This is a genomic window from Ensifer sp. B1-9 (genome assembly GCF_050474445.1).
Taxonomy (GTDB): Bacteria; Pseudomonadota; Alphaproteobacteria; order Rhizobiales; family Rhizobiaceae; genus Ensifer.
Map to the genome: position 1 here is coordinate 510,721 of NZ_JBCHVG010000002.1, position 14,246 is coordinate 524,966.

General features: G+C 61.7%; 10 protein-coding genes, 1 tRNA gene and 1 pseudogene. 5 read left to right on the forward strand and 7 right to left on the reverse strand.

What is annotated here, in order from left to right; all coding sequences use genetic code 11:
- Nucleotides 1-2: 2 nt before the first annotated feature.
- From accB to ACQ5BM_RS05690, 3 genes are all read right to left on the reverse strand, one after another.
- A complete protein-coding gene (accB, locus tag ACQ5BM_RS05680; protein ID WP_429808872.1) occupies nt 3-485 on the reverse strand; it encodes an acetyl-CoA carboxylase biotin carboxyl carrier protein in 483 nt (160 codons plus the stop codon).
- A 26-nt stretch (nt 486-511) separates the two neighbouring features.
- Nucleotides 512-958: a type II 3-dehydroquinate dehydratase gene (gene aroQ / locus ACQ5BM_RS05685; RefSeq protein WP_429808875.1), complete on the reverse strand. Its 447-nt coding sequence runs from the start codon at nt 956-958 to the stop codon at nt 512-514.
- 106 nt (nt 959-1,064) lie between these two features.
- Nucleotides 1,065-1,832, reverse strand: a complete 768-nt coding sequence (locus tag ACQ5BM_RS05690; RefSeq protein WP_429808878.1) for a DsbA family protein — start codon at nt 1,830-1,832, stop codon at nt 1,065-1,067.
- A 236-nt stretch (nt 1,833-2,068) separates the two neighbouring features.
- Here ACQ5BM_RS05690 and ACQ5BM_RS05695 point away from each other — a divergent pair, with 236 nt between their 5' ends.
- Nucleotides 2,069-3,226: a pyridoxal phosphate-dependent aminotransferase gene (locus tag ACQ5BM_RS05695; RefSeq protein ID WP_429808880.1), complete on the forward strand. Its 1,158-nt coding sequence runs from the start codon at nt 2,069-2,071 to the stop codon at nt 3,224-3,226.
- Nucleotides 3,227-3,398: 172 nt separating this feature from the next.
- Here the strand turns inward: ACQ5BM_RS05695 and ACQ5BM_RS05700 are convergent, their stop codons facing one another.
- Nucleotides 3,399-6,197, reverse strand: coding sequence for an Rne/Rng family ribonuclease (locus ACQ5BM_RS05700; protein ID WP_429808883.1), 2,799 nt, complete (start codon nt 6,195-6,197; stop codon nt 3,399-3,401).
- Between the two features lie 769 nt (nt 6,198-6,966).
- Between ACQ5BM_RS05700 and ACQ5BM_RS05705 the strand changes: the two genes are divergently transcribed.
- The 3 genes from ACQ5BM_RS05705 to prfB all read left to right on the forward strand — a co-directional run bounded on the left by ACQ5BM_RS05705 (nt 6,967) and on the right by prfB (nt 12,205).
- Nucleotides 6,967-8,187: an N-acetylmuramoyl-L-alanine amidase gene (locus ACQ5BM_RS05705; protein ID WP_429808952.1), complete on the forward strand. Its 1,221-nt coding sequence runs from the start codon at nt 6,967-6,969 to the stop codon at nt 8,185-8,187.
- 336 nt (nt 8,188-8,523) lie between these two features.
- A complete protein-coding gene (locus ACQ5BM_RS05710; RefSeq protein WP_429808886.1) occupies nt 8,524-10,977 on the forward strand; it encodes a penicillin-binding protein 1A in 2,454 nt (817 codons plus the stop codon).
- Between the two features lie 96 nt (nt 10,978-11,073).
- Nucleotides 11,074-12,205 (forward strand): peptide chain release factor 2 gene (prfB, locus tag ACQ5BM_RS05715; protein ID WP_429808889.1). Its coding sequence is split into 2 segments (ribosomal slippage): nt 11,074-11,142 and nt 11,144-12,205, totalling 1,131 coding nucleotides; the frame shifts between segments, so codons are not numbered across the junction.
- 164 nt (nt 12,206-12,369) lie between these two features.
- On the opposite strand, the gene ACQ5BM_RS05720 is transcribed toward prfB, so the two are convergent.
- Entirely contained in the window at nt 12,370-12,858 is a 489-nt protein-coding gene (locus tag ACQ5BM_RS05720; protein WP_429808892.1) for a hypothetical protein, read from the reverse strand.
- Between the two features lie 204 nt (nt 12,859-13,062).
- Nucleotides 13,063-13,836 carry an NAD kinase gene (locus ACQ5BM_RS05725; protein ID WP_429808895.1) on the reverse strand — a complete coding sequence of 258 codons (774 nt, stop codon included), beginning with the start codon at nt 13,834-13,836 and terminating at the stop codon, nt 13,063-13,065.
- 157 nt (nt 13,837-13,993) lie between these two features.
- Between ACQ5BM_RS05725 and ACQ5BM_RS05730 the strand changes: the two genes are divergently transcribed.
- Nucleotides 13,994-14,069 (forward strand) — tRNA-Thr (locus tag ACQ5BM_RS05730).
- Between the two features lie 43 nt (nt 14,070-14,112).
- Here the strand turns inward: ACQ5BM_RS05730 and ACQ5BM_RS05735 are convergent.
- Nucleotides 14,113-14,246, reverse strand: a pseudogene (locus ACQ5BM_RS05735) (transposase); the annotation flags it as partial.

A 14,246-nucleotide genomic window follows, 5' to 3' on the forward strand; every position in this document is an offset into this window, starting at 1 on the left:
CCTTATTCGATTACGATCAGCGGTTCGCCATATTCGACGGGGGCTGCATCCTGAACGAAGATTTCGGTGACCTTGCCCGAGCGCGGAGCCGGGATCTGGTTCATCGTCTTCATCGCTTCGATGATGAGGATGGTCTGGCCTTCCTTGACGGTGGCGCCGACTTCGATGAACGGGCGCGCACCGGGAGCCGGAGCCAGGTAGGCGGTGCCGACCATCGGTGCCGTCACAGCGTTCTTCGACGCGCGGCCGCTATCGGCAGCCGGAGCGGCGACGGCGTTGGCCGGGGCGGCGGCGACAGCAGCGGCAGGAACCTGATAGGCCGGCATCTGCGGCATCATCGGCATTGCCACCGGCGTGCCATTGCGCGAGACGCGAATGCGCAGGTCGTCCTGCTCGACTTCGATCTCGGTCAGATCGGTGTCCTTGAGAATATTGGCGAGATCGCGGATCAGCGCCTGGTCGATACCTGGTTTCTTGTCAGCCATGGAATATGAGCCTCTTAATGTTCTTTTTATTTCGACGGATTTGTCAGGTTCTTTAGCGCATGCAGCGCAAGAATGTAACTCTGCGCGCCGAAGCCGCAGATGACGCCTTTGACGGCAGGCGCGATCATCGATTTGTGACGGAATTCTTCGCGCGCATGGATGTTCGAGAGGTGGAGTTCGACCACCGGAATGCCGATGGCGCGGATGGCGTCGTGAAGCGCGATCGACGTATGGCCATATGCCGCCGGATTGATCGCCACGCCGGCGGCGACGCCGCCGGCCTCATGCAGCCAGTCGACCAGCGTGCCCTCGTGGTTGGATTGGCGGAAATCGACCGCGAAGCCAAGCGCATCGCCCTCGGCTTTGCACATCGCCTCGATATCGGCGAGCGTCTGGCCGCCGTAAATACCCGGTTCGCGCTTGCCCAGCGCATTCAGGTTGGGGCCGTTCAGCACGAAAATGGTCGATGGCATAAGGGATTCCGGTCCGATGATGGAGGGTTACCTATAGACTGATGGTCCCGCGAGGAAAAGCCCTTTGGGCCCCCGCGGGATTTGTCCACAGTCATGGGAAGGTTCGTCAGCAGGCCGTCTTGCCGCACTCGCGCATATTGGCGACCTTGCCCTCGATTTCTTCGGCGCCGACGGCGCCGAAGACCGCCTCGTTGCCGATGACATAGGACGGTGTGCCGGTGATGCCGAGGTCGTTGGCGAGCCCATAGGCCTCGCGCACGGCCGCGTCATGCGGCTCCTTTTCCATCTTGGCGCGCAACTGATCCTCAGGAACGCCGAGCTTGGCGGCGACCGCAAGGGCGGTCTCTTCCGTAGCGCGGTCTTCGCCGCCGAGCAGGGCGCGATGGAAGTCGCCGTACTTCTCCGGAGCGATGAGACGGAACGCAGCACTCACCTTGTGCGCCGCCAGCGAGTCCGGGCCGAGGATCGGCAGTTCCTTCAGCACGAAGCGGACGTTCTTGTCCTTGCCGAGGATTGCGTCCATGTCCGAAAGGGCGCGTTTGCAATAGCCGCAATTGTAGTCATAGAACTCGACGATGGTGACGTCGCCCTTGGGATTGCCCAGCACCATGTCATAGTCGGAGTTGAAGATCGCCTTCTTGTTCTCGGTGATCGCGCTTTCGGCAGCCTCCTGCTGCTTGGCGCGCTGCTTCGTCGTCAGCGCCTCCTGGACCTCCAGCATGATCTCCGGATTGGCGATCAGGTACTCCTTGATGAAGGCGCCGATCTCTTCCTTCTGCTTCGCGTCGAGCGCAAACGCGCTCTGCGGCAGGCTGACTCCGGCCACGAGCGCGGCGAGCGTTCCGGCGGCAACCATCTTGGTGCTGAAATTCATTTCTACCTCGTTGTCCTTGCGTATCCTGTGTGTCGTCCATTGCCCATCGTCACGTCAATCGGGGCAGTTCCAAAAGACAACAGGAATCCTCGTATTCGCTATATGCTCGCAGCATAGGGTGGGTGCCGCGGAAACGAAACGGCAAAATCGGCGGAAATACGGCACTCGCGGACTTGTGAAGGTCAATATCATCGGGCAAAGGGGCTGGAGCACAGCCGCATATCGAGGATTTTCCGTTGATCGACTTGTCAAAACGCAGCGCCGTCGAACCTTTTCACGCGATGGATGTGCTGGCGGAGGCGACTCGTCGCCGCAATGCCGGCCACCCGGTGATCTCTATGGCGGTCGGGCAGCCGGCGCATCCGGCGCCGGCGGCCGCATTGGAAGCCGCGCGCAACGCCCTGCAACACGGGCGCCTTGGCTATACCGATGCGCTCGGCACTCTGTCGCTGCGCAAGGCCATCGCCCGCCACTACGAGAAGCGCCACGGCATTGCACTCGATCCGCAGCGTGTAGCCGTGACCACAGGGTCATCGGCCGGCTTTAATCTCGCTTTCCTCGCGCTCTTCGATCCCGGCGATTGCGTCGCCATCGCGCGGCCCGGCTATCCGGCCTACCGCAACATCCTGGCCGCGCTCGGCCTGACGGTGGTCGAGGTCGAGGCCAATGCCGACACCGGCTTCACGCTGACGCCGGAAAGCCTGGCGCGGGCCGCCGCAAAGGTCGGCCGGCCGCTGAAGGGCGTATTGCTGGCAAGCCCGGCGAACCCGACCGGCACCGTCACGGGCAGGGCCGGCCTCAGGGCGCTGGCCGACTATTGCCAGGCGGAATCGATCGCCTTCATTTCGGACGAGATCTATCACGGCCTGACCTTCGCTGGCGAAGAGGCGAGCGCGCTGGAGGTTACCGACGAGGTGATCGTCATCAACTCCTTCTCCAAATATTACTGCATGACCGGATGGCGCATCGGTTGGATGGTCTTGCCGGCCGACAAGGTGCGCGGATTCGAGCGCATCGCCCAGAGCCTTTACATTTCGCCGCCGGAGCTGTCGCAGATCGCTGCCGAAGCTGCGCTCGACGCGCATGAGCAACTCGACGGCTACAAGGCCGCCTATGCGGCTAATCGCGAGATGCTGCTGAAGCGCCTGCCGGAGATCGGCTTCTCCATCGCCTCGCCGATGGATGGCGCCTTCTACGCGTATGCCGATGTCAGCCGCTTCACCAATGACAGCATGGCCTTTGCCCGCCGGATGCTTGCCGAGATCAATGTCGCGGCGACGCCGGGCTTCGACTTCGATCCGCTCGAGGGACACCGTACGATGCGCTTTTCCTATGCTGGCGCTGAGGGTGACATGGCCGAGGCAATGGACAGGATCGCCCGCTGGCTTGCCTGATTACCCGGCCGAACAGACGGGGGAGCGAAGACGTCCCGTCTGCTTCGGCTACTACCTGTAAAGAAAAGGCCCGGAGCGATCCGGGCCTTTTCTATTCACGATCTTTCGCGTTCAACGCTTCGAGGCGCCAGGGTCCCGGTTCGGCTTCGAGCCGGGACCAGAGAGCGACTTCTTAGAAGAAGCCGCGGCGCTGCCACCAGCCACCCTTCTTGGGCTTGGCGGGCTCTTCCTCTTCGCCTTCGGCCTTCGGAGAATTCGAAGTCACGACCGGTTCCGAGGCGATCTTCGAGAGATCGCGGTTTGCGCGCGCCGGCCTGGTTTCGGCGAGGTCGGCCGCAGCCTCTTCCACAGCCTCGGCGGCGACGTCGACGTCTGCCGGCTGATCTTCGACGGCGGCCTGGGCGACGTTATCGACGGCCGCGACCGGTTCTTCCGCCTTCACAGCCTTCTTGCGGGTCCGCTTCGGCTTGGCCGGTTTGGCCTCGACGACCTCGGCCTCCTCGACGGCTGCAGCGGTTTCCTCGGCGGCTACGGCGACTTCGATCTCGGCGGTAACGGAAGGCGCTTCTACGGCCTCCGGTTCGTCGGCGTCATCACCTTCCGCATCGGCCTCGATCTGGCCTTCTTCACCTTCGCCCTCCGGTCGGTTGCGGCGGCCACCGCGCTTGCCGCGACGGCGACGCTTGCGCTTCTGTTCGCCGTCAGCGGTCGTGGCTTCGGTGTCGACGCTCTCGTCGTCGGCTTCGCCTTCATCTGCCTCGTCTTCCAGATCGCCTGCCGCTTCGGAAGCCTGGGTCACACCGCCCTCGGCTTGCTGGCCGCCCTTGCCGCGACGGCGACGCCGGCGCTTGCGCTTGCGGCCACCCTGGTCGTCGGAGGACTGGGCAGCCTTCGGCTGCTCCTGGCGCTGCTCGCTGGCGATTTCTTCGGCTTCTTCTTCGTCGAGATCCTCTTCGATCACGACGTCATCTTCTTCCGGCTCCGGCTCGAAATGCAGGAGCTGCTCGATCTTGACCGGGTTTTCGACCGGTTCGCCGCGATCGATCGCGAAGTGCTGCGCACCGACATGGGCGTCTGCCTCGATGATGATCGAGACGCCGAAGCGACCTTCGTAATCCATGATCGTGCCGCGCTTCTGGTTGAGCAGGTAGAGCGCGATATCCGGGATGGTGCGTACGGTGATGTCGTGCGTGGTGTTCTTGAGCAGATATTCCTCGATGCCGCGCAGTACATGCAGGGCGACGGAAGACTGCGAGCGAACGTGACCCGTGCCGTTGCAGTGCGGGCAGGTCTGCATCGTCGATTCGAGCACCGAGGCGCGAATGCGCTGGCGCGACATTTCGAGCAGGCCGAAATGCGAGATGCGGCCGACCTGGATGCGGGCGCGATCGTTCTTCAGGCAGTCCTTCAGCTTCTTCTCGACGGCGCGGTTGTTGCGCTTTTCCTCCATGTCGATGAAGTCGATGACGACAAGGCCGGCAAGGTCGCGCAGGCGCAACTGGCGGGCCACTTCTTCGGCCGCCTCGAGGTTCGTCTGCAGCGCCGTGTCTTCAATCGAGTGCTCGCGCGTCGACCGACCGGAGTTGACGTCGATCGAAACCAGCGCTTCGGTCTGGTTGATGATGATGTAGCCACCGGACTTCAGCGTCACCTGCGGCTGCAGCATGCGGTCGAGCTGTGCTTCGATGCCGGAGCGCGAGAAGATCGGATGCACGTCGCGATAGGGCTGAACCACCTTGGCGTGGCTCGGCATCAGCATCTTCATGAAGCCCTTGGCTTCCTTGTAGCCTTCCTCGCCGGAAACGATGATCTCGCCGATATCCTTGTTGTAGAGATCGCGGATCGAGCGCTTGATCAGGCTGCCTTCCTCATAGACGAGGCAGGGGGCAGTGGAGTTCAGGGTCAGCGTGCGGACATTTTCCCACAGGCGCATCAGGTATTCGAAGTCGCGCTTGATCTCGACCTTGGTGCGGTTCGCACCGGCGGTGCGCAGGATGACGCCCATGCCCTGCGGCACTTCGAGGCCGCGCGCGATTTCCTTCAGGCGCTTGCGGTCCTGCAGGTTGGTGATCTTGCGGGAGATGCCGCCGCCGCGCGCCGTGTTCGGCATCAGCACCGAGTAGCGGCCGGCGAGCGACAGGTAGGTCGTCAGCGCCGCGCCCTTGTTGCCGCGCTCTTCCTTGGCGACCTGGACGAGCAGGATCTGGCGGCGCTTGATGACTTCCTGGATGCGATACTGCTTCCGGGGCTTGCGGATCTGACGATCCGGAACCTCTTCCATGGCGTCTTCCGCGCCGACGGACTCGATGATTTCCTTTTCGCCATCGTGGCTGTCGTCGTCATCATCGTCGTCGTCATGGCGACGGCGGCTGTCGACGTCCTCGGAGATGGTGTCGGTATCGACCATCGCGGCCATTTCGCCGCCGTTGCTTTCGTCGCCATCGGCGGAGGCGGCTGCCGCTTCTTCGGCAGCCTTGGCCTTGGTCTTGCGGGTGCGCTTCGGCTTTGCCTTCGGCTTTTCGGCCGGCGCTTCGTCTTCAACCACTGGTTCGGCGGCGACGGTTTCTGCCGGCTGCGCCGCGGTTTCGGGCTCCGTTGCGACCTCGAGGTCGACGGGAACGGAAAGCTCGCTCGTCGGCGCCGGTGCGGTTTCGACATGTTCGATGTCGTCGTCGCGTCGTGCTTCTTCGGCTTCGGCCTTCAGCAGGGCCTGACGGTCGGCAAGGGGGATCTGGTAGTAATCGGGATGAATTTCGGCGAAGGCCAGAAATCCGTGGCGGTTGCCGCCATAGTCGACGAAGGCGGCCTGCAGCGAAGGCTCCACCCGGGTGACCTTCGCCAGATAGATATTGCCGCGGATTTGCTTCTTATGTTCCGACTCGAAGTCGAATTCTTCTATGCGGTTCCCGCGTACGACAACGACGCGCGTCTCCTCGGAGTGAGACGCATCGATAAGCATTTTCTCTGCCATCTAAGCTGTGCTCCTCGGCGCACCAGCGGAACGGGAGACAGACCTGCTTCCTTGGGAAGACTGCCAAACACGTCGGAAGGTGCGCCGGATATGAAAGTTCCTGTTTGGTGCAGGCGATGGTGCAGCAGCCAGACGACAGCCGGAACATGTCTGTTCCGGGGCCGCTCTACTTCTGACCGATACCGCTGAGTCAACATCAATGACCAAACAAGAATGCCAATGTCCAAGGTCTCATGAAGACCCGATGAATGCGCCCGCTTGCGGGCGTTGGTGAAAAATCACCATCAAGAACTCCGGCCACCGCCGGAAATTTGCGATCCAGTATACGAGGAGGAAATGCAGAGACGGCGGATGAACGCTTGCGACCGCGGAAGTGCGATGCGTTTAACCGGTTAATCCGGTTCGACCACTCCCTGGCGCCAAGCTTTGGAGAAGCTCCGGCTGCCCGGTCGACTGTTCTATCCCGTCAACACTTTCTCCTTGTGACGCTTTTATGTTTTCTATGTCACATTGGCAAGGGAAAAGCCCGTGCCGCCACAATAATGATCGATTCGCTTGTCCACGTGGAGTAGGCCGGCAAATGATGAATCGATGGCTTCGGTGCAGAGCGGAAGATGACCTTTGTCAAGCTTTGGTTAACCATAAAGGTTCATTGATCAAGGTGTGCGTTTGGTGGCCGCGTCGGCTGCCGTCTGGTTTTTGAGAAAGTGGTGGGGAGCCCAAGGTGAAGCCTTTGGCGGTTTGGATGCGCGGTTCGCTGTTGTCGTTAATGTCGCGTACGGGTTGGCGTTTGCTCGGTGCATCGTTGCTCGTCGGAGGTTTTCTCTTGAACGCGCCGACCGCCAATGCTGTCGAGCCGGGCCCCTTGCTCGCTTTTGGCGCACGGATCGCCGGTGACGACGCGCGCACTCGGGTCGTCGTCGAGTTCGACCGCAAGCCGGATTTTTCCCTTCATTACGTGGCCGACCCGGTTCGCGTGGTTGTCGATCTTCCGGAAACAGCCTTTGGCCTGAAGGCGGAGAGCCTCGAGCCGCGTGGCCTGTTCGATGCGATCCGCTATGGCGGCATGGGGGCGGGCAATTCCCGCATCGTTCTCTCCGCGAAGGGACCGGTCGCCGTGACCCATGCGGAAGTAATTGCGGAAGAGGGGGGCAAAGGCTACCGCCTGGTCCTCGACGCCGTACGGGTCGACCAGGCGCGTTTCGATGCGCTTCTCGGCGAACAACAGTGGACCGGTTCTGTCGCAGCGACGAAAACCGACAGACCCGTCGCGGTAGCGCCTACGAAGGACGGCGGGCCGTTCATCGTCGCGATCGATGCCGGTCACGGCGGCATCGACACCGGCGCGCTCGCCGGCGAGACGAAGACGGAAGAGAAACACGTCACGCTGGCCTTTGCCAAAGATCTCGCCGCGGCCCTGAACAAGGGCGCGGGGATTGAAGCTTTCCTCACCCGCGAAGAGGATGTCTTTCTCTCGCTGCCGCAACGCGTGCAGATTGCCCGCAACAAGGGCGCCAATCTTTTCATCTCGCTCCACGCCGATGCGCTTCGGCAGAAGGACATCCGTGGCGCTACGGTCTATACGATCTCCGACAAGGCGTCGGACCATCTGGCCGCAAGCCTTGCTGCCCGCGAGAACCTTTCGGACGAAATCGCCGGCGTACCACTTCAAAGCGAGCCCGCGGAGGTCGCCGATATCCTGATCGACCTGACCCGCCGCGAGACGCAGGCCTTCTCCGTCAATATGGCGCGCGCGGTGGTTTCCTCTTTCGAGGGCCAGATCAATCTCATCAACAACCCGCACCGCTTCGCCGGGTTCCGGGTGCTGCAGGCTCCCGATGTGCCGTCGATTCTGCTGGAACTGGGATTCCTGTCGAACAAGGAGGATGAGAAGTTGCTGCTGGATCCGGAATGGCGTCGAAAAGTTTCGGAACGTCTTGCCGTCGCGGTTCAGCGTTACCGCGAGCAGGCGGTCGCCAGCGGCGGCTGACGTTTGAAGGCAGGCCCGGGAACGAAGTGATTTGTGTCGCCCCGGTAACAGCGTTATGCTTTTCAACTGGATGCGCACGCAATAATCAGAAACAGCCCTATTTTACGCACAATCCGCGACCTAACCGGAATTGCGCCCGGATTTGTTGAGAAACGAGTTGATGCCCGGGGTTCCTCGCCATATGAGGAGCCGGGCTGGCGGGGCGCTGCGATGCCAGACGATTTCTGACGAAAGAGTTTGGTCGGACCGACGCAATGTAAGCCGGCGGGACAGAGCATGGACTGTCGCGGGGCGGTCCGGCAATTGGACGATAATTAAGGTACCGGTATCTGACTGATGATCAGGCTGATTGGATATTTCTTCGGGATTGGTGCGTTTCTGCTGCTTGGCGTGGCCGGAGCCGTGGCGCTTTATCTGGGCGTCGTCACCAAGGATCTACCTGACTACGAGGTGCTGGCGAAATATTCGCCGCCTGTGACGACGCGCTTTCATGCCGGCAACGGCGCCCTGATGGCAGAATACGCGCGCGAACGGCGTCTCTATCTGCCGATCCAGGCGATCCCGGATCGCGTCAAGGCGGCTTTCATCTCGGCCGAAGACAAGAATTTCTACCAGCATCCGGGCGTCGACCTTACGGGTCTCGCCCGCGCTATCGCCGTCAACCTGCAGAACTTCGGCTCCGGCCGTCGGCCCGTGGGCGCATCGACGATCACGCAGCAGGTGGCAAAGAACTTCCTGCTGTCGTCCGACCAGACGATCGACCGCAAGGTCAAGGAAGCGATCCTTTCCTTCCGTATCGAGCAGGCCTACAGCAAGGACCGGATCCTTGAGCTCTATCTCAACGAGATCTTCTTCGGCCTCAATTCCTACGGCATTGCCGGCGCGGCGCTGACCTATTTCGACAAGTCGGTCACCGAGCTTACCATTGCCGAGACCGCCTATCTTGCCGCTCTGCCGAAGGGCCCCGCCAACTACCATCCGTTCCGCAAGACCGAAGCCGCCATCGAACGCCGCAACTGGGTGATCGACCGCATGGTGGAGAACGGCTACGTCACCAAGGCCGATGGCGAAGAGGCCAAGAAGCAGCCGCTGGGCGTCAATCCACGCCGCGGTGGCGCACATCTCTTCGCGTCCGACTTCTTCGCCGAGGAAGTCCGCCGGCAGATCATCCAGAAATATGGCGACAACGCGCTCTATGAAGGCGGCCTGTCGGTTCGCACCTCGCTCGATCCGCGTCTGCAGATCGCGGCACGCAAGGCGCTGCAGGCGGGTCTGCTGAGCTATGACGAGCGCCGTGGCTTCCATGGTCCGGTAAAGACGATCGAGATCGGTGGCGATTGGGGTGAGCCGCTTGGCGCGGTTCCTGCCTTCAGCGACGTGCCGGAGTGGAAGCTCGCCGTCGTTCTGTCGGTCGATGCGCAGGGTGCCGAGATCGGCATCCAGCCGGATAAGGAAGCCTCGGGCAAGATTGTCGCCGAACGCGTTACCGGACACATCTCCGCCAAGAACATGCAGTGGGCCTACCGTTCCGCCAATGGCGACCGCAAGTCGGCGAAGTCCCCCGAGGGTGTCTTCGGCGCCGGCGATGTCGTCTATGTCGAGCCCTTGCCGGAAAAGGGCGAATATCGCCTGCGCCAGCCGCCGAAGGTCCAGGGCGGCCTCGTGGCGATGGATCCGCAGACCGGCCGCGTGCTGGCCATGGTCGGCGGCTTCTCCTATGGCCAGTCGGAGTTCAACCGCGCGACCCAGGCGATGCGCCAGCCGGGCTCGTCCTTCAAGCCCTTCGTCTACGCTGCGGCGCTCGACAACGGCTATACGCCGGCGTCGGTCATTCTCGACGCCCCGATCGAAATCGTCGCCGGCGGTCAGGTCTGGCGTCCGGAAAACTATGGGGGCGGCTCGGCCGGTCCGTCGACGCTGCGTCTCGGCATCGAGAAGTCGCGCAACCTGATGACGGTTCGCCTCGCCAACGACATGGGCATGAACCTCGTTGCCGAATATGCCGAGCGTTTCGGTATCTACGACAAGATGCCGCCGCTGCTCGCGATGTCGCTGGGCTCCGGCGAAACGACGGTTCTGCGCATGGTCTCGGCCTATTCGGTTCTCGCCAATGGCGGCAAGCAGATCAAGCCGTCGCTGATCGACCGTATTCAGGACCGCTACGGCAAGACGATTTTCCGGCATGAGGATCGCACCTGCGACAACTGCAATGCAAGCGACTGGCAGAGCCAGGAAGAGCCGGTCCTGACCGACAATCGCGAGCAGGTGCTCGACCCCATGACCTCCTACCAGATCACTTCGATGATGGAGGGCGTCGTCCTGCGCGGCACGGCGGCTGGCAAGATCAAGCTCGATCGTCCGGTTGCCGGCAAGACCGGTACGACCAACGACGAAAAGGACGCCTGGTTCGTCGGCTACACGCCGGACATCGTCGCCGGCCTCTATCTCGGTTTCGACAATCCCGCCCCGCTTGGCCGCGGCGCCACCGGCGGCAGCCTCGCGGTGCCGATCTTCAACGACTTCATGCAGGAAGCTGTCAAGGGCATACGCCCGAGCAAGTTCGTCGTGCCGGAAGGCATGAGCATGGTCGCTGTCAACCGCAAGACCGGCATGGCCGCCCAAGAGGGTGAGCCGGACACGATCATAGAGGCGTTCAAGCCCGGCACTGGCCCGGCCGATACCTTCTCGGTCATCGGCGGTCTCGATCAATATGTACCGCCGGAAGAGATCCTGAAGAATTCGCCGCAGGCAAACCAGGCGGTGACCTCGGGTTCCAACGGCCTGTTCTAAGCCTTTCCTCACTCGCGATGCCCGCCGCCTTTACATCAGCGGCGGGCATCGCTATTTGACGCTCACCTTCATATCGGGTTCACAAGAAGCAGGATCATGCGCAGCGAAATCGAGAATATTGTCGACGAAATCAAGCAGGCCATAAGCCTGCTGAGGAGGCATCTTTGACTGGGATCAGGCGGTAAGACGACTGGACTGGTTGAACAACAAGGCGGAAGACCCGACCCTCTGGAACGATGCTTCGGAAGCACAGAAGCTGATGCGCGAGCGCCAGCAGCTTGACGACGGCATCAATGGCCTGCGTCGTTTCGAGCAGCAGCTCAACGACAACATCGAACTCATCGAACTCGGTGAGGAAGAGGGCGACGCGGCGATCGTCGCGGATGCCGAACAGGCGCTGCGCGAGCTTCGGTCGGAAGCGGCCAAGAAGCAGGTCGAGGCCATGCTTTCTGGCGAGGCGGATCAGAACGACACCTATCTCGAAGTGCATTCCGGTGCCGGAGGCACGGAGAGCCAGGACTGGGCCAACATGCTTCTGCGCATGTATACCCGCTGGTCCGAGCGCCAGGGATACAAGGTCGAGCTTCTGGAAATCCAGGATGGCGAAGAAGCTGGCATCAAGTCCGCGACGCTGCTCGTCAAGGGCCATAATGCCTATGGCTGGCTGAAGACCGAATCGGGCGTGCACCGCCTTGTTCGCATTTCGCCCTATGACAGCAACGCGCGCCGTCACACCTCGTTCTCTTCGATCTGGGTTTACCCGGTCGTCGACGATTCGATCCAGATCGACGTCAACGAGAGCGATTGCCGCATCGACACCTACCGCTCCTCGGGCGCCGGTGGTCAGCACGTCAACACCACCGACTCGGCGGTGCGCATCACGCACATCCCGTCGGGCATCGTCGTGCAGTGCCAGCAGGAACGCTCGCAGCACAAGAACCGGGCGAAGGCCTGGGACATGCTGCGTGCTCGCCTCTACGAGGCCGAGCTGAAGAAGCGGGAAGAGGCGGCAAACGCCGAGGCCGCGTCGAAGACCGACATCGGCTGGGGTCACCAGATCCGCTCGTACGTTCTGCAGCCCTACCAGTTGGTCAAGGATCTGCGCACCGGCGTCGAAAGCACGGCACCGGGCGATGTTCTCGATGGCGAGCTCAACGAGTTCATGGAAGCAGCGCTCGCGCACCGTGTCAGCGGCGGCGCGGATGCCGTCGTCGACGATCTGAACTAAAGCATGTCGCGCAAAAGTGCGCAGCGGTTTTGCGATAACGACATGCGATATCAAGAACTTAAGGCGCAAGGAGCGATCTGAAAGATCGCAACCGGCTTCAAGCATCGCGGCGAGAGTTCTGGAATTGAAAAGGCCGGGTGTTCGCATCCGGCCTTTTCGCTTGCTCAGTTCGAGGCGCGCTCGATCTTGATGTCGCCGAGATCGTCGATGAGCACGGTCCAGCTCTCCGGTTCGCGTGCGCTCGGATCCGTCTTCAGATAGACCGTCGCGAACATGCCCGGCTGCGCAGTGACGCCGGTCGAGGTCTCCGGGCGAATATCCGTGACATAGGCCTTGAGCGCCGAGAACTCTTCGAGTTCCGCCGAGGAAACCACCACCGGGCCGGCGGACGTCGCTTCGATCTGCTGCAGGTGGACCTGTGCCGTGCCATCCGCCTGGCGAAGCGCGATCAGCTTGTAGTAGCCGCGCCGGGCGTCGCCTGGCTTCTCGGCGGCCGCATTGGGGTCAAGTGACGAAAGCGGCTCTCCGCTTTCCTCCCAGTAGCCTGTGCTCGTCACAAAAGTTACCTGCGGCGGCACGACGTTGGCGTCCTCGGCCTTGGCGCCGGCGCTGCTCACGAGCAGGAGAAGCGCGAGGAGGGCGGATCTTTGCATTTGGGGTTGGTCATCCTTTCAAACCGCAGCTCCGTGGCCGCTTCGCTCCTACAGCGCTGCGCGTCTTATCAGACGCGCAAAAGTCGCTGTAGCATTTTGAATTACTGCATGTTTCCTATAATCGGGTACGATTAAAGGAAACATGCAGTAACGGTCCCAAACCGCTCCACGAGGATCATAACATATCGCGCGGAGAACGTGCACTCAGTTCGAGAATTGCTCGGCCAGGATGCGGTCCGACCAGGAATGGTCGGGATCCGAGAGGATGCGCGCCGTCATGTTCTCCGATTCGGCGATCCGCACCTTGACCACCGATTTTACTTCCTGATGGTCCGCCACCGCGTTGACCGGCCGCTTGTCGGCTTCGAGGATTTCGATCTCGACGGTCACATGGTTCGGCAGTAGCGCGCCGCGCCAGCGCCGCGGACGGAAGGCGCTGACCGGCGTCATCGCGAGAAGCGGCGCCTCGAGCGGCAGGATCGGGCCATGGGCGGAGAGGTTGTAAGCGGTCGATCCGGCCGGCGTCGCCACCAGCAACCCGTCGCAGGTCAGTTCCTCGAGCCGCGTCTTGCCGTCGATGACGACGCGCAGCTTCGCGGCCTGGTAGGATTGGCGGAAAAGATAGACCTCGTTGATCGCAAGCGCCGTGAAGCTCTCGCCATAGACATCGGTCGTCTGCATCTCCAGCGGATGGAACGCGTTTTCGACCGCCTCACAAATGCGATCCGCCAGGTTCTCGGTGCTGTAGCGGTTCATCAGGAATCCGACGGACCCGCGGTTCATGCCGTAGACCAGCTTGCCGCTGTTCATGGTCTGGTGCAGCGTCTGCAGCATGAAGCCATCGCCGCCGAGCGCCACGATCACGTCGGCCTTTGCCGGATCGTGATCACCGTAGATCGCCTTGAGATCAGCCGCAGCCTTTTGCGCCTCCTCCGCAGAAGAGGCGAGGAAGGCGAAGGAATTGAACGTTCGGGCCATGAAACTCTAGTCCGTTCGATGCGTTGCGTGCCGCTTACGGCGATCTCTCGACCCTGTTTCTGGCATGGCCCGCAGCCGAACGCATCTGAAAAATTGGGAGAATTCGCAAATTTGCTTTACACCGCGCGAGATTATGGTAACTCCGACGGCTGAAAGTGCCCTTATAGCTCAGTTGGTAGAGCGGCTGATTTGTAATCAGTAGGTCGGGAGTTCGAGTCTCTCTGGGGGCACCACGCCATCCCTGTCCGACCCGGAGACATAGGTGACAGTTTGTCCCTAAGAGATGGGTGACAATCTCGTGCCGAACGGATTGTCGATGGTTTGCAATGTCCTCTGCTCCAAGTCGATATATCCCAGATCATAGTGCATGAAGCTGACGAGCCAAATGCCGTCGTCGACTTCCTTGATTC